Raw genomic sequence first — 25,704 nt, forward strand, 5'->3', positions numbered from 1 at the left:
AAAATTAATTGAATTCTATTGAAACTAAAACCAAAGTGACTTAATATTTTTATAAAAAAAGCGGCTATTTTTTTGAGAGTTGTGGTATTCGGAAAAAATCCTTCTACCTTTGCAGCATGTTTCAGTTAAAAAAGACTATCGTTTCAGAAGATATCCTGAAAAAGGATTTTGTGTGTAACCTATCGGCTTGCAAAGGTGCCTGTTGCGTAGAAGGAGAAGCTGGCGCACCGGTAGAAAAAGAAGAAGGCGAAATTTTAAAAGAAATTTACCCAAAAATTAAACCTTATTTACGTAAAGATGGAATTGAGTCGATAGAAAAGCAAGGACTTTATACAGAAAATGATTTTGGAGAATTAGAAACACCACTTGTAAACGGAGCAGAATGTGCTTACGTTACTTTTGATGATAATAACACAGCACTCTGCGGTATAGAAGCAGCTTACCGAGCCGGAGAAATTGACTGGAAAAAACCAATTTCTTGCGAATTATATCCTGTGAGAATTCAAAAGTATTCTCAATTTTCAGCCGTAAATTATCACCGCTGGCCAATTTGTGATGATGCTTGTAGTTTAGGAAAAGAGTTGCAAACCCCAATTTACAAATTTGTAAAAGAAGCTCTTATAAAAAAGTTTGGCGAAGATTGGTATGAAGAGTTAGCAGCAACGGCAAAAAGATTGAGCTAAATTTATCGTTTTAATGTAAAATTAGCGACAAATTCTCTAGGTTCTCCGTTAATCTCATAAGTAACTCTAAACCAGTAGTCATTGCTGGGCATTTTAGTGTTATTGTAAAAGCCATTCCATCCTTTTTCTTGAGGATTTATGGTTGTTAGAAGTTTACCAAATCTGTCATGAATGTAAATTACAGCTTCTTTGTGGAGGTATAAGTCTTCGATATTCCAATAGTCATTATAACCGTCATTATTTGGGGTGAAAAATTTAGGGTATTTTAAAACTAAGACTTCGGTACTTGTTTCTCCACAGTTACCAGTTTTTCCTTTTACAGTAATTGAATGTATTCCTGATGTGACATTTTTAAAAATGGCACTAGTTTGAAATGGTTTGTTATCAAGTTGATATAAATACTCGCCAACACCATTAGTTATTATTACATTTATATTTGCTGAATCAGCAAAATCTTGAGTTTGCTTTACTTTAATAATAGGTTTAGCTGATTTTTCTACTATAATCTGTGTGGGTTTGTAATTGCAGTTTCCGCCGATATCGTCAGTTAGCTTTTCAGTTATAACAGTATATTTGCCTGATTGTTTGGCATTGAAACTTGATCCGGTGTGAACTAAAGATTGGTTTAAATACCAATTCACTATAAATTCATTTGGATTTAAATTAGAATAAAGGGTAAGTTCAGAAATAAGTTTCCCAGTTTTAGTGTCAAAACATAATGTTCCACCTTCAATAGAAAGGTTTAATAGAGGATGAATTGTAAGATTAAAATTTTTCTCTATAAAACAGTTTGAGTTGGTGTTAGATTCAGCATAAACATATATTGTTTGTTGTCCTGGAGTAGATATTAAATATTCATTTTCTTCAATAAGGTCTACTTTATTGGGAGCTCTATAATAGTTTACAGTATAAAGATTATTAGATAAATTTGGAAGCATATATTTTTCGCAAATTTCTATGTCTTCAAATATTGATAATTCTGGTGTTTCTGAAATAGTAACAGAAAAAGATGATTCATCTTCACAAGTAAATCGGTCGCCATTCTCAGCATAAATATATATGGTTTGACTAGTTTCAATTATTTTTCCAAAAGCTAATTGAGTGCCTTCTCCTCCAGGTTCAGTGAAATAATTACCGATGCTTAAATTCGGAAGTATATAGTTATTACAGGCTTCTACATTTTCAAAATCCTCAACTTCTATTCCTATGACATAAATTGTAAAAGTTTTTTCTTGAAAGCAAGGAGAGTTTTCGCCATTATCAAGGTAAATATAAATAGTTTGGGTTTCGTTAATAATTTCACCAGGATTGAGTAATGTTCCATTTCCGTTTGGTTCTGTATAAAAATTGCCTACAGGAAGTGTCGGGAGTTCAAATGGTTCACAGGTATATACATCACTAAAATTCTCGATAAGCGGTAATGGGTTGTCTATAATTTCAAATGAGCTATTGTTTGTGCAAGTCCCATCATCATTATAAATATAAATAGTTTGAGGTTCTGTAAGGATAGTGCCTGCGAATAGTTGAGTTCCTTCTCCTTCAGGTTCGGTAAAATACTCGCCATTTTGTAATTCTGGTAAGATGTAAAAATCTTCTTCACATGCTAATGAAACATCATCTAATTGATCTACCGGGGGGAGTTCTAAAATAGTAACGTTAAAAGAGAGGAAATCAGTACAGTTAGGATCAATAGCACTTTCGGCATAAATATATATGGTTTGGGAGTTTGTGATTACAGTTTCTCCCTCTATTTCAAACCCCTGACCTTCGGGAGCTGTACGATAAGTAACATTAGGTTGAGTTATGTTTGGTAATATATATTCTCCACATTCTGTAACATCTTCTTTAGGGTTTACAATTTTGATCAAAAAATTGTTTTGATTAGTACAAGTTCCATCATCAGCAAAAATATAAATATTTCGTGATGAATAGATTGTGGTTCCTGGCTCAAGAATTTGTCCTTGTCCGTCGGGATTTGTATAATATTTTCCATTGGTTAATTCTTGTAGAACATATGGAGAACAAGATAAAACGTTTTCCAAATCGTCTACTTGAGGGAGAGGTTCAATTTCTATTGTATATGGTGTGTTTTGACAAATGACACCGTCAATTTCTGCATAATAATAAAGTGTTGTTGTGTCTTCTAAAATTGTTCCTCCTGGGATTTCAGTACCATTACCACTAGGTCCATCGATAGCAGTATAAAATCCACCAACAGGAGGTACAGGAACAGTGTATTCTCCACACGATAATTCAGGGAGGTTGTATTCATCAATTAAGTTTATATAAAAGTCAGTTTGATTACTACATCCATTTTCATCAGGTCCAACTATAATCAGGTAAGTTCCGGATTCTTCAACGACATAACCGGGCTCTAATTCTTCACCGTCAGAATTTCTGTAGGTACCATTATTGATTTCAGGAAGTGTATAGCTACTACAAGCTACAACACTTTCTATATCGGGCGTTTCAGGAAGTGGGTTTTCAATTATGTCAAAACTATAATACATTAAACAGTCCGATCCATCTGTGGTGTGTAGTCTGATCCAAATAGTTTCTTCGGAAAAATTTGGAAAAAGGACATAAACAAGAGGGTTTTCTATAGCATTAACATTATTTTGAGCATCATCTAATGAAGTGAAAAAACTCCATTCAAAATCATCAATATTTTCATTGCTTAATGAAAAGTAAATTCTGTTTATGAGATTAATAATATAACCTCCGTTTGAGAAACATAGATTTAGATCTGTGGGAGGGATTACGTTTGTATCGGTAAATGTTATTTGGTCAGAAACTTCACAATTACCATTATTGTTGTTAAGAATAAGTTCATAAGTTCCTCCTTGAGAAACCTCTAAAGTTGATGAATTTTCACCATTGATGATTTCTCCATTTAATATCCAGGTATGATCGTAGATGTTTGAATTTAAGCCAGTATCTAATATTTCAATTTCACCAGGACAAAGTCGTTGGTCTTCTCCTAAGTCTAATGTGGTTTCAAAACTACCGGCTTCTATAAATATAGCAGAATCATAATCGCTATCATTAGAGTCGCCAATAATAAACCTTAGGCGATACGGATCGCCAGAATTTATGTTTGCCGAAGCTGTCATTATATTAGTGTAGCCTCTCATGTTAAGGGTAGATGCATTGGGATCAGAAACAACATAGGTATTAAAAAGACTAGGGTTTTCAGAAGAGCAAGAATTATTATACAAATTGTTCCTTATGTTTTTTACAGAAATAGGTATTGTAGAAGATGGGAGTACAGCTAAGTTTTGAGACTGTTGAGTGTTTAAGTTAGTCAGAACAAAAGCAATAGCATCGTTAGAAACACATTGCCATTCGCCATATTCGTTTGAAGCGAAAAGAAAATTGAAGCTGAAACTGTTTGATAATGGGATAAAGTCGAATTCTAAATAAGCAACATCTGTAATTGTAACATCTTGTCCGGAGTTTTCTACAAGGCTTTGAAGGAATTCGTCTCCTTGAGTGTTTATTTGACTGCTTAGGTTATTGCCTGTATAAATACCTTCAGAAAAATTTGCTTCGCCACTTCGGATAATAATTCCTTCAGAAATAGGAAAACTCCCTTCATTATTGTTAAAACTAGATACTGATAGTGGAGACGAATACTCTGCGTTAGAAATTTCTATACATCCATCATTAATTAAAAAATTTATTAGTTCATCAGCAGGTGAATTATTGTTGTTAACAGAAATACTCTGTGAGAAGGTGATACTAAAAAGTAGTGAAAATAAAATTAATAAATAAAATTTCATTCCATCGATATTTATTTTAAATAATTAACTATAAATATACGTTTAATTGAATGATATTTTAATTTTTTTGAAATAAATATGATTCCTGAGATGAAGGTTTTTTAAAACAACAATCATATTTTCTAAAGCCTTGTTTTTAAAGGTTTCTTTCTTTTTCATTTACACTAAATGTATGATTACGTGACATCTATAAGTTTATGAAGTTGAGCCCTTATCCTGTCTGGCTTTAAGCGCTGTGTTAAAAACTTGTTGAAAAAGTCAATGATTAATTTTACTAAACAGGATATTAATTTTCGATATTTGTTAGTCCCCTGTATTAGTATTTCTTTAATCAAAAATTTAAAAAAATGGCGCAAGTAGAACCAATTTTGCAAGAAAACAAAGATAGATTTGTCATATTCCCAATTCAGCACGAAGATATTTGGGAATGGTATAAAAAAATGGAAGCTAGCTTTTGGACGGCAGAAGAAATTGACTTACACCAAGATCTTTCAGATTGGGAAAACAAATTAAACGATGACGAGCGCTATTTTATAAAGCACATCTTAGCATTTTTTGCAGCTTCAGATGGTATTGTAAATGAAAATTTAGCCGAAAATTTCGTTAATGAAGTACAATATTCGGAAGCAAAATTCTTTTACGGCTTTCAAATAATGATGGAAAATATTCATTCTGAAACCTATTCGTTACTGATTGATACGTATGTAAAAGAAGAAAAAGAGCGCGATCGTCTGTTTAAAGCCATCGAAAACTTTCCAGCAATCAAGAAGAAAGCAGATTGGGCATTAAAATGGATCGAATCCGATTCTTTTGCAGAACGTCTTATTGCTTTTGCAGCCGTAGAAGGAATTTTCTTTTCAGGATCGTTCTGCTCTCTATTTTGGTTGAAAAAACGTGGAATTATGCCGGGCTTAACCTTTTCAAATGAGTTGATTTCTCGAGACGAAGGTGTTCATTGTGATTTTGCCGTGCATTTACACAATAAGCATTTGGTCAATAAAGTTCCAAAAGAACGTATTAGGGAAATTTTAGTTGATGCATTAAATATCGAGCGTGAGTTTATAACTGAATCTTTACCGGTAAGCTTAATCGGAATGAACGCCAAATTAATGACGCAGTATTTAGAATTTGTAACCGACAGATTATTGATAGAGTTAGAATGCGAAAAAGAATATGGTACCGCTAATCCATTTGATTTTATGGATATGATTAACCTACAGGGAAAAACAAATTTCTTTGAAAAACGCGTAGGCGAATATCAAAAAGCCGGTGTGATGAATAAAGATAAAGAAGATGACAGAATCAGTTTCGACGCCGATTTTTAGTCAACTTTTCACTCCAATCCAAAATTAAATAACCCGAAACCCACTTAATTTTTTAACGGAATTAAGTTTAGAATAAGAAAAAATCAACCTTGCGAAACAGCGGCGAGCAGCCACTTTTTCCGCTTAATTTAAATAGAGTAGCGCTATGTATGTAATTAAAAGAAACGGACAAAAAGAGCCGGTGATGTTCGATAAAATCACCGCCAGAGTTAGAAAATTATGCTATAGTTTAAATCCATTAGTCGAACCTACAAAAGTCGCTATGCGCGTAATTGAAGGTTTGTACGATGGTGTAACGACAAGCGAACTTGATAATCTAGCAGCAGAAGTAGCGGCAACCATGACAACCACGCATCCGGATTACGCACATTTGGCTGCAAGAATTTCGGTGTCTAATTTGCACAAAAACACCAAGAAAACTTTTTCTGAAGTAATGACCGATTTATATGAATATGTAAATCCACGTACCGGTAAAAAGGCACCATTGCTTTCAGATGAAGTATACAAAGTAATTATGGAAAATAAAGATATTCTGGATTCTAGAATTATCTACAACCGCGATTTCGGGTACGATTATTTCGGTTTTAAAACTTTAGAGCGCTCTTATTTATTAAAATTAGACGGAGAAATCGCAGAACGTCCGCAACATATGTTGATGCGCGTTTCCGTAGGAATTCATTTAAACGATATCGATTCAGCTTTAGAAACCTATGAGTTGATGTCTAAAAAATATTTTACTCACGCTACGCCAACTTTATTTAATTCAGGAACTCCAAAACCGCAAATGTCGTCTTGTTTCCTTTTAACCATGAAAGATGACAGCATTGACGGAATTTACGATACTTTAAAACAAACGGCAAAAATATCGCAATCTGCCGGGGGAATAGGATTGTCTATTCACAACATTCGCGCTACGGGATCGTATATTTCAGGAACTAACGGAACTTCTAACGGAATTGTACCAATGCTTCGTGTGTATAACGATACAGCGCGTTATGTAGATCAAGGGGGCGGAAAACGAAAAGGTTCTTTCGCTATGTATGTGGAGCCTTGGCACGCCGATATTTTCGATTTCTTAGACTTGAAGAAAAATCACGGAGCGGAAGAACGTCGTGCCAGAGATTTATTCTATGCGATGTGGATTCCAGATTTGTTTATGAAAAGAGTAGAAGAAGATTCTACGTGGACGCTGATGTGTCCGAATGAATGCCCAAATTTATTCAACGTTCACGGTGAAGAATTTGAAAAACTTTACACCAAATACGAAGAAGAAGGAAAAGGAAGAAAAACTATAAAAGCGCGTGAACTTTGGGAGAAAATTTTAGAATCTCAAATTGAAACCGGAACGCCTTATATGTTGTACAAAGATTCGGCGAACAGAAAATCGAATCAGAAAAATTTAGGAACTATTCGTTCTTCAAATTTATGTACAGAAATTCTGGAATATACGAGTCCAGATGAGGTTGCGGTTTGTAATTTAGCTTCCATCGCTTTACCAATGTTTGTAAAAGATGGTCAGTTCGATCACAAAGAATTGTTCAAAATTACCAAGCGTGTTATTAAGAATTTAAATAAAGTAATCGATAGAAATTACTACCCGGTAAAAGAAGCCGAAAATTCTAATTTTCGTCATCGTCCGGTTGGATTAGGAATTCAAGGTTTAGCCGATGCGTTTATAAAACTACGCATGCCGTTTACCAGTGATGATGCGAAAAAATTAAACCAAGAAATTTTTGAAACGCTTTATTTTGGTGCTGTAACCGCTTCGATGGAATTAGCAAAAGAAGAAGGTCCTTATTCAACTTACGAAGGTTCACCAATTAGTCAAGGAGAATTTCAATATAATTTGTGGGGAATTAAAGATGAAGATTTAAGCGGAAGATGGGATTGGAAAAACCTACGTGAAAAAGTATTGAAAAACGGTGTTCGAAATTCATTATTACTAGCGCCAATGCCAACAGCGTCAACTTCTCAAATTTTAGGAAATAATGAAGCTTTTGAACCGTATACCTCTAACATTTACACAAGACGTGTACTTTCAGGAGAATTTATTGTGGTAAATAAACATTTGTTGGAAGATTTGGTACGTTTAGATTTATGGACCGATGATGTAAAAGACGCCATTATGCGCGCAAACGGATCTGTTCAAGGTATTGATGTGATTCCTCAGGAATTAAAAGAACTGTATAAAACCGTATGGGAATTATCAATGAAAGATATTATTGATATGTCGCGTCAGCGTGGGTATTTTATAGATCAGTCGCAATCGCTCAACTTATTTATGGAAGGCGCAACGATGGCAAAATTAACCTCAATGCATTTCTACGCTTGGAAAAGCGGACTTAAAACGGGAATGTATTACTTAAGAACAAAATCTGCCGTAGATGCCATTAAATTTACGTTGAGTAATGAGAAAAAAGCATCACCAGAGCAACAAGAAGCTGCTGCAAAAGCTGCGGAAACGTTAAAAGCTGAGCGACTTAAAGCACAACAAAAGAAAGAAGAACCCGTAACGCCGGAAGGAACCTCGCTTTCTCCGGAAGAATTACGAAACATAATTAAACAGTCTAAAGAATCTGAAGGAGACGATTGTTTAATGTGCGGTTCTTAATTTTTATTTTATAGTTAATAAACGAAGAGGCTATTTAAAAAGTTGATGTTGGTCAACCTGAACTTGATTCAGGTTCTCATTTGGTTTTTTTAATCATTGGTGAGATCCTGTTCCGATAGTTATCGGAAAAAATTCAGAATGACAGTTTTATAACTTTTTAGATAGCCTCTTTTTTATATTTTTACCTTTTCAACATAATTCTATGAACTGGCAACAATTACTTTCCTTACAACGCGCAGGCGATAAAAAAGTTAGACTCCGTAAAGATCAAGATGAAACGCGCTTAGGTTTTGAAGTCGATTACGATCGCGTGATTTTTTCTTCCGCATTTAGAAGTCTGCAAGATAAAACGCAAGTAATTCCGCTTTCAAAAACCGATTTTGTCCACACGCGATTAACGCACAGTTTAGAAGTTTCGGTTGTCGGGCGATCGTTAGGAAGAATTGTCGGAAAAAAAATACTAGAAAAATATCCAGAATTAGCGAAAACCTACGGCTACCAATTTAATGATTTTGGAGCAATTGTCGCTGCCGCAGCATTAGCACATGATATTGGGAATCCGCCTTTCGGGCATTCAGGAGAAAAAGCAATTGGCGAATATTTTAAAACCGGAAACGGCAAACGTTTTAAAGAGCAATTAAGCGAAAAAGAATACCACGATTTAACCCATTTTGAAGGAAACGCCAATGGATTTAAATTATTAACTGAAACTAGAAACGGAACAAAAGATGGTTTGCGTTTATCGTATGCTACGCTTGGCGCGTTTACGAAATATCCAAAAGAATCGCTTCCGCATAAACCTTCAAAAAAAATAGGTGATAAAAAATTCGGTTACTTTCAAAGTGAAAAAAATATTTTTGAAGATGTGGCGAAAGAGCTTGGTTTATTGTCCACAGGAAACGATGACGATGTTCATTTTAAACGGCATCCGTTAACTTTTTTAGTGGAAGCCGCAGATGACATTTGTTACACCATAATTGATTTTGAAGACGGAATAAACCTCGGTTTAATCGAAGAAGAATTTGCCTTAGAATATTTAATAAAACTGGTAAAAGACACGATTGATATTGAAAAATATCATGCGTTAACTACTAAAAACAGTCGGTTGAGTTATTTGCGTTCGTTAGCAATCAATACGTTAATCCAAGAAGCTACGCGTGTTTTTATTGAAAACGAAGAAGAAATTCTAAGCGGAGGATTTTCGTTTTCATTATTAGAAAGATCAAATTTTACCGCGCAAATAGAAGATATACTTTCCATTAGCAGAAATAAAATTTATCAAAGTAATGAAGTGATGGAAAAAGAAATCGCGGGCTACAAAATAATTTCTACGTTGTTAGAGGTGTACACTGTTGCTGTTCAAAATTATAAAAACCATGAAGCTACTAATTACGATAAGTTAATTATCAATAGTTTGCTAACCGAAAACGAGTTTGAAAACAAGTCAACTTATGAATGGCTAATTAGCCTATCGAGTCAAGTAGCATCCTTAACTGATGGGAATGCTTTACGGATTTATAGAAAACTTTCCGGTTTCGATAGTTACTAAATTGCTGTAGCAAATAATAGATAGTCTTTTAATTAAACTGTATTTTTAAAAAAAACATCCGATGTACAAAACTACTTTTTTATTTTTACTGGCGCTTTTTGTGTCTTTTTCTTTTCAAGCCCAAGAGCAAGTTGAACAATTGTGCAAGGATTATTTACTAAAAAATCAACAGAGTTTTCTTGAAAGTGATGTTCAAGATTTAAAGATAATTTCTGAGCATTATTCACAAAATAAAGCATACAATTATGTATATGTTCAACAATTTTTAGATGAAAATCCTATTCAGAATGCTATGGGTACATTTGTTATCAAAAATGGAGAAGTAGTTTCTTATCAAGGCAATTTTATTCGAAATATTGATGCGAAAAAAAATATAAGTCAGCCGAAAATTTCTCCAATAGAGGCATTAAAAAAGGCAACAGAAAACGTAAAAATAAATTACGAAGGAGAAGTTCGCTTAATTGAATCAGAAAATAAACTCCTTGTAAAAGCACCAGAAATCAGTGACCAAGCAATTCCTGTAGACTTAATTTATATTGCTGAAGAAGAAAAATTAAGCTTAAGCTGGAAATTAGTAATCAAAAAAAATAATCATTGGTGGTCAATTGCCGTTGATGCCAATTCGGGTAAGATCCTTTGGAAAAATGATTGGGTTAACGAATGTAGTTTTGATTCATTTGAAAATGACAAAAAAAGTGTTTTAGAAAAAAAACTTGCGAAAAATGCCATAGTTTTTTCTACTAACGCAAGTTATAACGTTTATGAAAGACCTATTGCATCTCCGGATCACGGGAGTAGAACGCTAGTAAATTCGCCCGAAAATTTAAATGCCTCACCATTTGGTTGGCACGATGATAACGGGGTCGATGGCGAAGAATACACCGATACACGCGGAAATAATGTTTGGGCTTATGAAAATAGAGATGGTGATAATAATGTAGGTAGGTTTGCTGAAGGTGGAACAAATTTGGTATTTGACCAAAATTTAAATTTAAATCAAGATCCGTTAGCTTATGTAGATGCAGCAACGGTTAATTTATTTTACTGGAATAATTTAATGCATGATGTTTGGCACGAATACGGTTTTGATGAAGCCAGCGGAAATTTTCAAACTACAAATTATGGAAGTGTAGGTTTTGGTTCAGATCAAGTTTTAGCTAGAGCACAAGACGGAGCAAATAACGGACCTGGAAATAACGCTACTTTTGGAACACCGCCAGATGGGCAAAGTGGTGTTATGCGCATGTTTACGTGGGGTTCTACTGATCCACCTTTTTTGTTATCAATTAATTCCCCACAATCCTTAGCCGGTAATTATGAAGCTTTACAAGCGGTTTTTGCGGCAAATATTCCGATCAGCGGTATTCAGTCAGATTTAGTATTAATTGAGGAATCAAACTCTTTTACATCAGATCCATATGACGCTTGCGAAACGATTGCTAACGCTAATCAACTTAATGGGAATATTGCAGTCATCAGAAGAGGAACCTGTTCTTTTTTAGAGAAAATTCAGAAAGTACAAAATGCAGGAGCAGTAGGCGCAATTATTGTCAATAATGTTGGCGGAGATGTAATTTATATGCAAAGTAATTCTACGCCAAATATTACTATTCCAGCCATTATGATTTCTCAATCCGATGGAACTCCATTAATCAATAGTTTAATAGCAAATCAAACAATTAACGGAACCTTAGAAAATATAGGACCTTTTGGAAAAGATGGCGATTTTGATGCCGGTATTATTGCACATGAATATGGTCACGGTATTTCTAACCGATTAACAGGAGGTGCCGCAAGTGCAGATTGTTTAGTAGGTTGTGTAGATTACGATCAAAATGGAAATTGCATTCAAGCAACCGAACAAATGGGAGAAGGTTGGAGCGATTATTTTGCTTTAGTGATGACTCAAAAAACTACTGACCAGGCTGAAGATGCAAAAGGAATAGCGACTTATGTAACTAATCAGCCAATCGACGGAACAGGGATTAGAAATGCACCCTATTCAACTGATTTTTCAGTAAATGATTTTACTTATGGCGATACCAATAACACCTCGCAACTTAGCGCTCCGCACGGCGTAGGTTTTGTTTGGGCAACAATGTTATGGGATTTGCATTGGGCGTTTATTGGCGAATATGGTTTTGATGATGATATTTACAACGGTACGGGAGGAAACAATAAAGTGATGCAATTAGTAATTGACGGCCTTAAATTACAAACCTGTAATCCCGGTTTTGTAGATGGGCGTGATGCTATTTTACAAGCCGATATTTTACAAAATAATGGCGATAATCAATGTTTAATTTGGTCGGTTTTTGCTAATCGAGGATTGGGTTATAGCGCAACTCAAGGAAGTTCTTTATCGAGAACAGATCAAACCGAAGCTTTTGATATGCCACCAAACGCTGTGTTAGATTGTAGTTTAGGAATAGGTGCTACTGAAGAAAATTTATGGCGAGTTTATCCAAATCCAACGAATGGTTTAGTGACAATCAGCACAAAAAACTCCGTGAATAATTCAGCTGAAATAAATATTTTTGACATCAACGGACGAGAAGTTTTTACGGCAACGACAACCGCAAGTCAGCCTGTAGACGTGTCTAGCTTGACTACTGGGGTGTATATTCTAAAAATTCAATCAGGAGAAAAAATACAAACTGAAAAATTAATTGTGGAGTAGGTTATTTTATTAATAGTGGTAGTACATTTGAAAAACACAAAATGATAAAAATAAAACCAATTTTTAACAAATTAATCTTTCTGCTTCTGTTCTGCATATCTTTTGGAATTGAAGCCCAAAACATTTTCGAAGTAAAATTTGAAGGTTGTAATACTGACAGATTTGCAACCGAAAAAGACTCAATAGAAGTTAAGTCAATTGACAAAGATTTGGTTTACGTTTTAGCAAATAATTTGGAAAAAGAAAATGTACAAAAAATCAAAGGACTGTTGAGTTGCCAAATCATAGTAGACCTAAATGGAAAATCCTGTCTTTTAAGTGTGAATAATGAAACGAATATTTCTACTGAAAAATTAAACTTAAAAGAAATTATTGACCAAAATCTGAGCTGGGAAAAACCAGTTGAAAAAACCTCTGTGATAGTAGCAATTATGTTTTACGGAAAGTCAGTTGAGAAAAAAAGAATTGGTATGAGTAGCGAAAAAGGTTTTCATCCAATTGAATAAAAACGTTTCCACAACAACTAACACAAGTAATTTTAAATCATTAGTGGCCTGATAAAATTTCCTCTTCTAAAGCAGCTATAATTTTTTTAACAGAAATTCCGGCTAATTCATGAAGTTCTGCGGTTTTTCCTTGTTCTATAAATTCATCTTGAATTCCTATAGGGATAATTGAAGATTGGTATCGATTTTTGTTTGCAAAACTCAACACGGCTTCATTAAAACCACCACAAACAGCACCGTCTTCAATCGTAATTACTTTTTTGAATTTTTTAAAGATTTGATGCAATTGTTCTTCATCTAAGGGTTTTACAAAACGCATATCAATAATTTCAATAGAGTTTTCAGGAAAAGATTTTGCTGCTTCTTTTACATTTTGAAGCATATTCCCTACGCTTAATACCGCTATTTTTTTGCCCGACTGAATTTTTTTAGAGCTTCCTATTTTAATTTTTTCAAGAGGTTTTTTCCAATCTTTTATCGTTCCGCGACCGCGGGGGTATCGGATAGCTATTGGATGATTTAAGCCTAAAGAAGCTGTGTATAGTATATTTCTTAACTCTAGTTCATCAGAAGGAGTAGCAATTAGCATATTAGGGATACAGCGTAAATAGGCAATATCAAAAACACCATGATGCGTAGCGCCGTCTTCACCAACCAAACCGGCACGATCAATACAAAAAATAACGGGTAAATTTTGTAAGGCAACATCGTGAATAACCTGATCATAAGCGCGTTGTAAAAACGTGGAATAAATAGCGCAAAAAACTACTTTTCCTTGGGTTGCCATTCCTGCAGAAAGCGTTACGGCGTGTTGTTCGGCAATTCCTACATCAAAAGCGCGATCGGGAAATTTTTGCATCATAAATTTTAACGAACTTCCGGTTGGCATGGCCGGTGTAATGCCGATAATGTTTTTATTTTCATGGGCTAAGTCAACTAAGGTTAACCCAAAAACATCTTGAAATTTAGGAGGAAGATGTTGATCATTTTTTGGAAAAACTTCCCCGGTTTTTTTATCAAATTTTCCGGGTGCGTGATAGGTTACTTGATCTTCTTCAGCTTTTTGTAAACCTTTCCCTTTTTTGGTAATAACGTGTAAAAATTTTGGTCCGTTTACTTTTTTCAATTTTTCAAAAGCTGAAAAAAGTGAATCAAAATTATGCCCGTCAATTGGGCCGGAATAATGAAAGTTTAAGGCTTCAATAATATTAGCTTGTTTCGGTTTTTTTTCGATGCCGGCTTTGGTTAAATATTCTTTCAACGCGCCAACACTTGGGTCAATTCCAATAGCATTATCGTTTAAAATTATCCATAAATCAGTATTGGTTACGCCAGCATGGTTTAAGCCTTCAAACGCCATTCCGCTTGCAATAGAAGCATCACCAATTACGGCGATATGTTGTTTGTTTTCTCCATTTAACTTAGAAGCGATAGCCATTCCTAAAGCCGCTGAAATGGAGGTTGAGCTGTGGCCCACGCCGAAGGTGTCAAAAATACTTTCGCTTCTTTTCGGGAAACCGCTCAAGCCGTTTAATTTCCTGTTGGTGCCAAAGTTATTTTTTCTGCCGGTTAAAATCTTATGTCCGTAAGCTTGGTGTCCCACGTCCCAAACCAATAAATCTTTTGGCGTATTAAAAAAATAATGCAACGCAATTGTTAGTTCTACCACACCTAAACTTGCGCCTAGATGTCCTTCTTTAGCAGCCACAACATCAATAATAAATTCACGCAATTCTTTAGCGAGTTGCGGTAATTTTTCAGCAGGAATTTTTCTTAAATCTTCCGGCGTGTTTATGGTATTTAAAATTGAAGTTTGCATACCTTGCAAAGGTAAGTTTTGAAATGATATTATAAACAATATGATAGAAGCTTTTGACGATTCTTATTTTATGAAGAAAGCGCTTGCAGAAGCACATTTAGCTTTTGAACGTGACGAAATTCCGGTTGGCGCAGTGATTGTGAGCAACCAAACTATTATTGCTCGCGGTCATAATTTAACCGAAATGCTGACCGATGTTACCGCTCATGCCGAAATGCAAACTATAACAGCCGCGGCAAATTATTTAGGTGGAAAATATCTACGCGATTGTACGATGTATGTCACGTTAGAACCTTGCCAAATGTGTGCCGGTGCGTTGTATTGGAGTCAGCTTTCTCGTTTGGTAATTGCCGCGCCAGATGAACGTCGTGGATATCGAAAAATGGGAGCGCAATTGCATCCAAAAACTAAGGTGGAATTTGGTTTGATGGAAACAGAGGCCTCTAAATTATTAAAAGATTTTTTTCAAAAAAAGCGTTAATCTGGAGGTTGATAATTTAAAGGGAGTAATGACGATACTTTTTGTTTTCCCATAGCACCACCAAAATAGAATAAAGTTGCGGGATAAAAATTACCATAGTTATCAATAGTAAACATTAAACTATCTTTTTTAGGATAAGCTGACTGAACAAATGATTGGTGATCTAAATTATTATTATAAAGAATTGTTAAGCGGGGTTTTAGCAACGTAATTTCAGACTGATTTTCTTTTTGATTAACTTTTAAATATTGATATAGTGGTCGTTCATATCTCTTGTGAAAAATACGATAATCATTTTCTTCTAATTTCTCCTTAGATAAGGACCGCATAAAATGCATAATAGAACCGTAATAGGTTTCCTCTCTTCTCTTTATATATCTTCTTCGAACTCTTTTTTTTAATTCTTTAAAATAACTAGAACCAGATAAAAAGAAAGTTTGCGGACGATATACTTGTTGTCCACTCAAAAGAATTCTTTTTGATGAAGTAAAATTTATTGAAAAGTCTTTTAAAGAATATTCTATAATATATCCTAAATACGGATTTTCAATTTGAAGCGGAACCTCACACCAAGCTTTTAATTCTTTTTTTGAAGGCCTAAATCTTAATCGAATTTTATCTTCGTTTAAAATTTTGCAGTCTTTTTCTTGGTAATCTTCTCCCAAGAAATATTCTCTAAAGTAACGTAGTTTCTTTTCGCGCGACCAAGGATCGGCTTCTAACACTACGCCTTCTATGCTTTCAGGTTGCAATTTTAAATCAATTGTCCCGAAATCTACTAGTTTTCCTTTTTGGTTTATGGGGAGTGCTTTGGTTTCGTAACCTAAATAACGAACAATAAGCAACGCATTTGTATTTTCTTCTACATTCAATTTAAAGACTCCCTCCTTGTCGGTAATTGTACCCAAGCTAGAACCATCTATGTAAATATTTACACCTTCTAAATTTTTTCCAGATTCCTGATCAACTATTTTTCCAGTTAATTGCTGTTGTGCAAAGCAAAGTGTAGGAAGGAAAAAGATGCAAAATAAAATATTGAAGAAGAGTAATGGCTTCAAATAATTTAGTGCAAATGGATTAAAAATTTTAAAAGGCATAAAATAGAATTAAGCTTTTATATTTTATAAAGTTATGAAAAAGCTTGTTTTTATAAACTCAGTTATTAAATTTTGTTTGAATGAGATGTTTCGTTCATCAAAAATAGTTAATGAAATAAAAACTATAAATGCCTATAGAGTACAAAAGATAACCGCTTATTATCAGGTGAATAATGTTCAAAGTCCTGTTAGAAATCAAAAGGTGAATTTTCTCATGATGGCACAATAAAAAATTTGTATTTAGAAGTTAACTGTAACGATGGATTTAAAGGCACAGCTAGAAGTTCAGAGTTAAGTTTAAAAATCAATGAATATGGTAGAAATATGCTGAGAATTCAATCGTGGCCTTTCATATCGAGAAAATGTAACAAAGAAGATAGTGCTAATTTTGGGACTTTAGAAATTCTAGAGGTTAATGATTTCCATCTAATTTCTTCTCCAATTCTTCCTGAAATTCTTCCATAACAGGTTTTACGGTAGATTCTGGTAAGTCTGCAATTCTAATATACATTAATCCATCTACAGAATTATTAAAAAGTGGATCTACATTAAAAGAAACCACTTTTGCATTTTGCTTGATGTATTTTTTCAATAAAACAGGCATCCGTAAACTATCGGGTTCTAATTCGTCAATTAATTTGTCGAATCTATTTAAATCAGCTTTACTTTCATCAAATACAAAATCTTTATCAACGTCTTTCAGTTTTACTTTGTATTCTTTTTTTGGTCTTACATATTGTGCAACATAGGGATCGTAATAATGAGATTTCATAAACTCGATCATCATCGATTTTGAAAAAGAAGAAAACTTATTGCTAATGCTAACGCCACCAATTAAATATTTATGTTCAGGAAAACGTAAGGTACAATGCACAATTCCTTTCCATAATAAAAATAAAGGCATCGGTTTTTGCTGATATTCTTTAACAATAAAAGCACGTCCCATTTCTATAGATTCGCTCATCAGCTTATGCAATTCTGGTTCAAATCTAAAAAGTTGCTGGAGATAAAAACCATCGATTCCATATTTCGGGAAAATTTTAGCTCCAAATCCCATTCGGTAAGCTCCTACAATTTTATGTGCATCATTATCATACAAAAACATGTGATGATAATAATCGTCAAACTCATCTAAATCTGTTGGGTTGTTGGTACCTTCTCCAATTGCACGGAAGGTTATTTCACGTAATCGGCCAATTTCATTAACAATATTTGGAATTTGTTCACGTTCTGCCAAAAAAACCTCATAATTTTTACTACATAATAAACGTTTATCATTTTCTCTGCAAAAATCTATTTCGCTTTGCATAAGATGCTCAGCAGTTTCTCCAACAATTTTTTTAGGACTTCGCGGAAGTTTAATTTGTTTGGGGATGTGAAGGTTATTCAGCAGGCTTTTTTTATCAAATCCGCTAGAAAGCATATAGGTTTTTTTCCGAAGAAAAAAAGTGAACTCTTCAATGTTTGTATATTCTTGTTGATCTGCAACCGAAATCGGATTTCCAATTCTTACCTTTATTTTTCTATTGCGTTGCGAGAGCATTTCGCTGGGTAATTTTGCTGTCCGCAGCGTTTCATTTAATTGCGAAAGCTTATAAAAAGAAGCACTGTTTTTTGCGTGAAAATAAATAGGAATAACCGGAACCTTAGATTTCTGAATCAATTTCATAGCTTCAGGTAACCAAGGCCGATCAACAATAGTTTTGTCTTCTTTATGCGTAGAAACTTCGCCGGCAGGGAAAATCCCTAATGGGTGTTCTTCTTTTAAATGGGCAATAGCGCTTTTAATTCCTAAGACACTAGATTTTGCTTCCTTTCTGTTTTCAAAAGGATTTACCGGCATAATGTAATCTTTTAATGGATCTAATCGATGCAATAAAAAATTAGCAATTACCTTATAATCGGGTCGTTTTTCAATTAAAATCTTCATCAGCAACATGCCATCAATAGCCCCAAGCGGATGATTTGAGATGGTAATAAACGGACCGGTTTTAGGAATTCTTTTCAGGTCCTTTTCTGGGATTTCATAATTAACTTCTAAATAATCTAAAATAGAATCTAAAAACTCCGGACCAGAAAGATGCCTGCGTTCTTCGTAGACTTTATTAAAATGACTCAGCTTTGTAACCTGCATAAGTGCAGCGCCAAAAGCGGTTCCTAAGAAACCGAACTTCTCTAAATTCAAGCCTTTTGCCACTTCACGTGCCGTTACAAATCCCATCTACTTTTTATACAAATATAGTAAAATCTAGGTTGTAAGAGACCTTAGTCTTTAGTAACAAGCTGCACAGTTTCTCGTGTTTGCTGTTTTAAAAGCACATCTTTACCTTTTTCTAGTTGATTTATAGCTTCTTGTGTAAAATGACGAATGGTGTAAAGCGAAACATTTTTATTGAAACTGACCTTAAATTTTGCTTGTAAATGATTGATGAGTTTATCAATATTATTGAATTTGTTATCTACACAAACCGAAAAACTGATGGCAGAATTTTGAATAAGATCTACTTTGATCTGATATTTATGAAAAAGAGCAAAAATCTCACTGATGTTTTCTTCCACAAAAAATGAAAAATCTAACGCGGAAAGTGATAATAAAACCAAGTCTTTTTTTACAATGAAGCAAGGAATGTAAGGCGTTATCTTATTTGCATTCCCTACTGAAGTTCCTTTTTCTGTGGGGTTGTAAAATGATTTTACAAACAACGGAATTTCCTTTTTTTGTAATGGCTGTAAAGTTTTTGGGTGAATAACCGAGGCACCATAAAAAGCAAGCTCAATAGCTTCTTGATAAGAGATTTCCTGTAAAAGTGTAGTCTCCTTAAATTCTCGAGGATCTGCATTTAACACACCTTCTACGTCTTTCCAAATGGTTACATTTTTAGCATGAAGACAATACGCAAAAATACCGGCAGTATAATCGCTTCCTTCTCTACCTAGCGTGGTGGTAAAATTATTACTGTCAGAACTAATAAAACCTTGCGTTATAGTTAGTTCATCTTTTTGTACGTTAGCAGCAATATTAGTTTGGGTTTGCTCCCAATTTACTTTTGCATCACGATACGTATTGTCAGTTTTAATTAACGTTCTGGCGTCTATCCAAGTGTTTTTTATATGATGTTGATTTAAATATTCACTTATAATGGTGGTGCTAATTAATTCGCCATAGCAAATAACCTGATCGTAAACATAATCGTAATTAGGTGATTTATTTCGATTCAAGAAACTTTCTAATTCTTCAAAAAAGCGGTTGATTTTTCTAAAAATCGTATCGGTTTTTTCGGAAAAAAGTTTATTGATTATTTCTTCGTGAAAGCTTTTTACGGTTTCAATACTTTGAGAAAGTGCTGTTTTTTCATCAAAATAACTTGCAATTACTGTTTCTAACGCATTGGTGGTTTTCCCCATAGCAGAAATAACAACAAGCTTTTTGTTTGGTCCGGTTTCCGTTAATACATGAAGTAAGTTTTTTACGCCATCGGCATTTTTAACTGAAGCTCCTCCAAATTTAAAAACATTCATACTTTCTTATTTAAAATATATTCTGAAATGATTTTTTTATTGCAAAAACTGTCTAATCGCATCATCAGAAAATTGAACCGTGTTCCATTCTTCAAAAACAGTAGCACCAGAATTTTTATAAAAATTAACCGCATTTATATTCCAATCTAGTACAACCCATTCTACACGCTTCACCTTATTTTCAAGAGCAAACTCCATAACGCGTTTGTACAAAGCCTTGCCTAAACCTTTATTTCTGTAGCTTTCACGAATAATTAAATCTTCTAAATGTACCGTTTTTCCTTTCCAAGTTGAATAGCGAAAATAGCACAAAGCCATTCCTTGCACTTGTTTGTTAACCTCTGCAACAAAGCATGTAAAAAGTGGGTTTTCGCCAAAACCATCTCTTTCTATATCTTCTTTAGTAAGTTCAACAGCATCGGGTTCTTTTTCAAAAACAGCTAATTCTTCAATTAATTTTAAAATTGCTACACTATCTTTTTTTTGTGCTTTTCTAAGGTTAAAATCCATTGCTTTGCGAGTTTGCTTTCAAAAATAAGCATATCAATCGCTTTTTTTCTATTTTTGTCAGGAAATATCAAATCTATTATGGCTCGAAAAAATCAAACCTTAGGCGAATTTATTATTGAAAATCAGGAAGCTTTTCCTTATTCTTCGGGAGAACTTTCTCGATTAATAAACTCTATTCGCTTAGCGGCAAAAGTAGTAAATCACGAAGTAAATAAAGCCGGATTGGTAGACATTACAGGAGCTGTAGGAGAAACAAATATACAGGGAGAAGAGCAGCAAAAATTAGACGTTTATGCCAACGAAAAGTTTATTCAGACCTTAACGAATCGCGAAATTGTTTGCGGGATTGCTTCTGAAGAAAATGATGATTTTATTACTATTCAAGGGCAAAATAAAGATCATCAAAACAAATATGTGTTGCTGATGGATCCGCTTGACGGAAGCTCTAATATTGATGTAAATGTTTCAGTAGGAACTATATTTTCGGTTTACAGAAGAGTTACACCTATAGGAACTCCCGTAACTAAAGAAGATTTTTTACAACCCGGAAATAAGCAAGTAGCTGCCGGTTATGTAGTTTATGGAACATCAACCATGCTGGTTTATACGACAGGTCATGGCGTAAATGGTTTTACCTTAAACCCGGCTATCGGAACGTATTATTTATCGCATCCAAACATGCAATTTTCAGAAACGGGAAGAATTTATTCTATAAACGAAGGAAATTATAATCACTTTCCGCAAGGTGTAAAAGACTACATAAAATATTGCCAAGCAGAAGAGGAGGATCGTCCGTATACTTCGCGTTATATAGGTTCGCTGGTTTCAGATATTCATAGAAATATGATAAAAGGCGGAATTTATATATACCCTAAAAGTTCTAAATCTTCTAACGGAAAATTACGTTTATTGTACGAATGTAATCCGATGGCTTTTATTGCCGAGCAAGCAGGAGGAAAAGCAAGCGATGGTTTTCAGCGAATTATGGATATAAAACCTAAAGAATTACATCAACGTGTTCCGTTTTTCTGTGGAAGCAAAAAGATGGTAGAAAAAGCAGAAGAATTCATGAAGAACGCTCCCGAATAGAGAGCGTTTTCTAGCTAAAAAAAAGCAAGTGTTTTATTCTCTATCTAATAAATAAAGATAATCGTCAAAACTTAATTGACGACCTAAAATTTTAATAGACCGCTTAATAATATTTTCAGAATCTTCTGAAGAAAAACCAAGTCCTACGGCATAACGCTTTAATAAAAACGCTTCTTGTGTATCCATATCGTGATCAGCAAAAATAATAGTTAACGCGTCATATAAGCGCTCTAATCTTCGCTCTGCTGTGTTAGGAGGATTTATAGGGAACTTTTCAGGAGTTTTCATGACCTCTTTAAATTCGGTCTCATTTATATCTAATTTAACAGCTAATCTTCGTAATACTTTTTCTTCTTCTGCATTAATTTCTCCATCAACCGCAGCTAAATTTACAATGTTAGCGAAGTGGCCTAAATTTTTTCGGTGTGCTCCCGAATCAAATAAATCTGAAAATGACATAATTCTAAAATTTTTATACTACAAAGATACAGAATGTGTGCATAAAATACTTTTTTTAAGTTCTTATAATTTTCAAAAATATTAGTTGAAAACGTACAAGAAAACGACTCTCAGTTTTTTAGGTTTTATTGAAGTGGGTTTGCCAAAAATCATTAATTTCGCAAATCATTAGAAAACTTGTATTCATGAGCAGAAAATTTGCTGATTATAAAGGACTTGACCTTCCTCAAATTGCTGAAGAAATTCAACAATTTTGGGAAGCAGAAGATATTTTTGAAAAAAGTATTCAGACAAGAGATGAAGAAAAACCATACGTTTTTTTTGAAGGACCTCCTTCAGCAAACGGACTTCCGGGTATTCATCATGTAATGGCGCGTACTATTAAAGATATTTTTTGCCGTTATAAAACTCAGCAAGGTTTTCAAGTTAAACGTAAAGCCGGGTGGGATACACACGGACTTCCGGTAGAACTTGGCGTAGAAAAAGAACTCGGAATTACAAAAGAAGACATCGGTACAAAAATTTCTGTTGAAGAATACAATCACGCTTGTAAAAATGCCGTGATGCGTTATACCGATGTATGGAAAAAACTAACCGAAAAAATGGGTTATTGGGTAAATATGGACGATCCATATATTACCTATAAGTCAAAATATATGGAAAGCGTTTGGTGGTTGCTTTCAGAGATTTATAAAAAAGGATTGATTTATAAGGGCTATACTATTCAGCCATATTCACCAAAAGCGGGTACAGGTTTAAGCTCACACGAATTAAACCAACCGGGAACTTATCAAGATGTAACCGACACAACAGTAACAGCACAGTTTAAAACAATTCCGCATAGTTTACCCGACTTTTTAGCGGGAGAAGGTGGCGATATTTATTTAATAGCTTGGACAACCACTCCGTGGACTTTACCAAGTAATACCGCATTAACAGTTGGTTCAAAAATAGATTATGTGCTGGTAAAAACCTATAATCAATATACCTACGAGCCTATAAATATTATTGTGGCAAAAAATTTAGTCGAAAAACAATTCGATAAAAAATTTAAAGAAACCACAAGTGCAGATGTATTGCATTCTTATAAACAAGGCGATAAAAAAATTCCTTATTTAATTGAAGATGAATTTAAAGGGAAAGATTTAGTCGGAATTAAATATGAACAGCTTTTACCTTACGCAAAACCTTACAAGAATCCCGAAAATGCGTTTAGAGTTATTGTCGGAGATTTTGTAACTACAGAAGACGGAACCGGAATTGTACATACCGCGCCAACTTTTGGTGCAGACGATGCCTTGGTTGCAAAGCAAGCCACGCCAGAAGTACCGCCGATGTTGGTTTATGATGACAACGAAAACCTAGTTCCGCTGGTAGATTTACAAGGACGTTTCAGAAAAGAGATGGACGAGTTTGCCGGAAAATATGTAAAGAATGAATATTACGATGAAGGGGAAGCACCGGAAAAATCGGTAGATGTAGAAATTGCCATTAAATTAAAAGAAGAAAATAAAGCCTTTAAAGTAGAAAAATATGTTCACAGTTATCCAAATTGCTGGCGAACTGATAAACCAATTTTATATTATCCGTTAGATTCATGGTTCATTAAAGTAACCGATGTAAAAGATAGAATGCACGAGTTGAACCTCGGAATCAACTGGAAGCCAAAATCAACCGGAGAAGGTCGATTTGGAAATTGGTTAGCCAATGCAAACGATTGGAATTTATCTCGTTCACGTTTTTGGGGAATTCCGCTTCCTATCTGGAGAACAGACGACGGGAAAGAAGAAATTTTAATCGGTTCTATCGCGGAGTTAAAATCAGAAATGAAAAAAGCCGTAGAAGCCGGTTTGATGAAAGAAGATATTTTTGCTGATTTTGAAGTGGATAATATGGATGAAGAAAACTATGAGAAAGTAGATCTTCATAAAAATGTGGTCGATAAAATTACCTTGGTTTCTCCTTCAGGAAAACCGATGAAACGTGAGGCAGATTTAATAGATGTTTGGTTTGATTCTGGTTCTATGCCTTACGCACAATGGCATTATCCATTTGAAAATAAGAAAGCTGTAGATAAAGGAGATCGAAAAGCAGATTTTATTGCAGAAGGTGTAGATCAAACCAGAGGTTGGTTTTATACATTACATGCTATTGCAACCTTGATTTTTGATGATGTAGCCTATAAAAATGTGGTCTCAAATGGATTAGTTCTCGATAAGCACGGACAAAAAATGTCTAAACGTTTAGGGAACGCTGTAGATCCTTTTGAAACCTTAGCTGCTTTTGGTCCAGATGCTACACGTTGGTATATGATCGCTAACGCAAATCCGTGGGATAATCTAAAATTTGATATAGAAGGAATTGGTGAAGTCCGCCGTAAATTTTTCGGAACATTATACAATACGTATTCGTTCTTCTCACTTTATGCGAATATTGATAAATTTACCTATGCTGAAGATGATATTCAGCTAGAAAAACGTCCGGAAATAGACCGTTGGATATTATCAGAATTGCACACGCTTATAGGGAAAGTAGAGAACTTTTATGAAATATATGAGCCTACAAGAGCTGCTCGTGCAATTTCGGAGTTTGTACAAGAGAATTTAAGTAATTGGTTTGTACGTTTAAGCAGAAGACGTTTCTGGAAAGGCGACTATAAAGAAGATAAAATTTCGGCTTATCAAACCTTATACACCTGTTTAAAAACAGTTGCTCAATTGGGTGCACCAATTGCTCCTTTTTATATGGATCAACTTTACAAAGACTTAACAAGAGTCACCCAAAAAGAAGCATTAGAAAGTGTACATTTGGCGGAATTTCCATTGCAAAACAAAGACTTTATAAATGAGGCTTTAGAGCGAAAAATGGAAAAGGCACAAATTATTTCATCTTTAGTTTTATCGCTTCGTAAAAAAGAAATGATAAAAGTGAGACAGCCGTTACAACGTGTGATGATTCCTGTATTAGATGATGGGGTGAGAGCAGAAATTGAAGCTGTTGCCGATTTAATAAAATCGGAAGTTAACGTAAAAGAAGTGGAGTTAATTGATGATACTTCTGGTATTTTGGTAAAAACCATAAAGCCCAATTTTAAAGTGCTTGGACCACGTTTTGGAAAAGAGATGAAATTGGTTGTTGTAGCTATAAATAAACTGGAAGCAAAAGATATTTCTGCGATAGAAATTGAAGGAAAAATTGATGTTGATATTAATGGAAAAATGACTACTTTGCGACTCGATGAAGTAGAAATTTCTTCACAAGATATTGAAGGTTGGCTTGTTGCAAGCAATAATGGAATGACTGTTGCGTTAGATGTTACATTAACAGAGGCGTTGAAGCAAGAAGGAATTGCCAGAGAGCTTGTTAACAGAATTCAGAACTTGAGAAAAGATACCGGTTTTGAAGTTACAGATAAAATTGAAATTAACATACAAAAGGATGGCGTAGTCGAGAACGCTGTTATCGAAAATATGAGTTATATTAAAAACGAAACATTAACTGCTAAACTCGAATTAGTAGATACAGTAGACAATGGTACTGAGATTAATTTTGATGATGTGAACACAAAATTGTCTATTGCTAAACACAATTAAA

General features: G+C 34.3%; 16 protein-coding genes. 9 read left to right on the top strand and 7 right to left on the bottom strand.

Annotation, left to right across the window (positions count from 1 at the left end; genetic code table 11):
• Positions 1–116: 116 nt before the first annotated feature.
• Positions 117–683 carry a DUF3109 family protein gene (locus tag D9R05_RS11290; protein ID WP_121667337.1) on the top strand — a complete coding sequence of 189 codons (567 nt, stop codon included), beginning with the start codon at positions 117–119 and terminating at the stop codon, positions 681–683.
• A 2-nt stretch (positions 684–685) separates the two neighbouring features.
• Here the strand turns inward: D9R05_RS11290 and D9R05_RS11295 are convergent, their stop codons facing one another.
• A complete protein-coding gene (locus tag D9R05_RS11295) occupies positions 686–4,465 on the bottom strand; it encodes a T9SS type B sorting domain-containing protein (RefSeq protein WP_121667338.1) in 3,780 nt (1,259 codons plus the stop codon).
• Between the two features lie 347 nt (positions 4,466–4,812).
• Here D9R05_RS11295 and D9R05_RS11300 point away from each other — a divergent pair, with 347 nt between their 5' ends.
• From D9R05_RS11300 to D9R05_RS11320, 5 genes are all read left to right on the top strand, one after another.
• Positions 4,813–5,790, top strand: a complete 978-nt coding sequence (locus D9R05_RS11300; RefSeq protein WP_121667339.1) for a ribonucleotide-diphosphate reductase subunit beta — start codon at positions 4,813–4,815, stop codon at positions 5,788–5,790.
• Positions 5,791–5,935: 145 nt separating this feature from the next.
• On the top strand, positions 5,936–8,401 hold the full coding sequence (locus D9R05_RS11305; RefSeq protein WP_121667340.1) for a ribonucleoside-diphosphate reductase subunit alpha: 2,466 nt from the start codon (positions 5,936–5,938) through the stop codon (positions 8,399–8,401).
• A 202-nt stretch (positions 8,402–8,603) separates the two neighbouring features.
• A complete protein-coding gene (locus D9R05_RS11310; protein ID WP_121667341.1) occupies positions 8,604–9,950 on the top strand; it encodes a deoxyguanosinetriphosphate triphosphohydrolase in 1,347 nt (448 codons plus the stop codon).
• Between the two features lie 61 nt (positions 9,951–10,011).
• Positions 10,012–12,630 carry a T9SS-dependent M36 family metallopeptidase gene (locus tag D9R05_RS11315; RefSeq protein ID WP_121667342.1) on the top strand — a complete coding sequence of 873 codons (2,619 nt, stop codon included), beginning with the start codon at positions 10,012–10,014 and terminating at the stop codon, positions 12,628–12,630.
• 41 nt (positions 12,631–12,671) lie between these two features.
• On the top strand, positions 12,672–13,136 hold the full coding sequence (locus tag D9R05_RS11320) for a hypothetical protein (protein ID WP_121667343.1): 465 nt from the start codon (positions 12,672–12,674) through the stop codon (positions 13,134–13,136).
• A 40-nt stretch (positions 13,137–13,176) separates the two neighbouring features.
• Here the strand turns inward: D9R05_RS11320 and D9R05_RS11325 are convergent, their stop codons facing one another.
• On the bottom strand, positions 13,177–14,955 hold the full coding sequence (locus D9R05_RS11325) for a 1-deoxy-D-xylulose-5-phosphate synthase (RefSeq protein WP_121667344.1): 1,779 nt from the start codon (positions 14,953–14,955) through the stop codon (positions 13,177–13,179).
• A gap of 40 nt (positions 14,956–14,995) precedes the next feature.
• On the opposite strand from D9R05_RS11325, the gene D9R05_RS11330 reads away from it, so the two are divergent.
• The gene (locus tag D9R05_RS11330) at positions 14,996–15,436 is read left to right on the top strand and encodes a nucleoside deaminase (RefSeq protein WP_121667345.1); all 441 of its coding nucleotides are present in this window, start codon (positions 14,996–14,998) and stop codon (positions 15,434–15,436) included.
• Here the strand turns inward: D9R05_RS11330 and D9R05_RS11335 are convergent.
• The 4 genes from D9R05_RS11335 to D9R05_RS11355 form a co-directional block, all read right to left on the bottom strand.
• A complete protein-coding gene (locus D9R05_RS11335; protein WP_121667346.1) occupies positions 15,433–16,533 on the bottom strand; it encodes a carboxypeptidase-like regulatory domain-containing protein in 1,101 nt (366 codons plus the stop codon). The two genes, D9R05_RS11330 and D9R05_RS11335, sit on opposite strands and share 4 nt — an antisense overlap.
• A gap of 412 nt (positions 16,534–16,945) precedes the next feature.
• Positions 16,946–18,754 (bottom strand): GNAT family N-acyltransferase, encoded by a 1,809-nt coding sequence (locus D9R05_RS11345; RefSeq protein WP_121667348.1) that lies wholly within the window; start codon positions 18,752–18,754, stop codon positions 16,946–16,948.
• Positions 18,755–18,798: 44 nt separating this feature from the next.
• Positions 18,799–20,052: an aspartate kinase gene (locus D9R05_RS11350; protein ID WP_121667349.1), complete on the bottom strand. Its 1,254-nt coding sequence runs from the start codon at positions 20,050–20,052 to the stop codon at positions 18,799–18,801.
• A gap of 36 nt (positions 20,053–20,088) precedes the next feature.
• Entirely contained in the window at positions 20,089–20,562 is a 474-nt protein-coding gene (locus tag D9R05_RS11355) for a GNAT family N-acetyltransferase (RefSeq protein WP_121667350.1), read from the bottom strand.
• Positions 20,563–20,640: 78 nt separating this feature from the next.
• Here D9R05_RS11355 and fbp point away from each other — a divergent pair, with 78 nt between their 5' ends.
• Complete coding sequence (gene fbp / locus D9R05_RS11360) at positions 20,641–21,651, top strand: class 1 fructose-bisphosphatase (protein WP_121667375.1); 1,011 nt, start codon at positions 20,641–20,643, stop codon at positions 21,649–21,651.
• Between the two features lie 33 nt (positions 21,652–21,684).
• Here the strand turns inward: fbp and D9R05_RS11365 are convergent, their stop codons facing one another.
• Positions 21,685–22,110: a tellurite resistance TerB family protein gene (locus D9R05_RS11365; protein ID WP_121667351.1), complete on the bottom strand. Its 426-nt coding sequence runs from the start codon at positions 22,108–22,110 to the stop codon at positions 21,685–21,687.
• A gap of 185 nt (positions 22,111–22,295) precedes the next feature.
• Between D9R05_RS11365 and ileS the strand changes: the two genes are divergently transcribed.
• Positions 22,296–25,703, top strand: a complete 3,408-nt coding sequence (ileS, locus tag D9R05_RS11370; RefSeq protein WP_121667352.1) for an isoleucine--tRNA ligase — start codon at positions 22,296–22,298, stop codon at positions 25,701–25,703.
• The last annotated feature ends 1 nt before the right edge of the window (position 25,704 follow it).

The sequence above is a fragment of the Mesonia aquimarina genome, assembly GCF_003667275.1.
Lineage (GTDB): Bacteria > Bacteroidota > Bacteroidia > Flavobacteriales > Flavobacteriaceae > Mesonia > Mesonia aquimarina.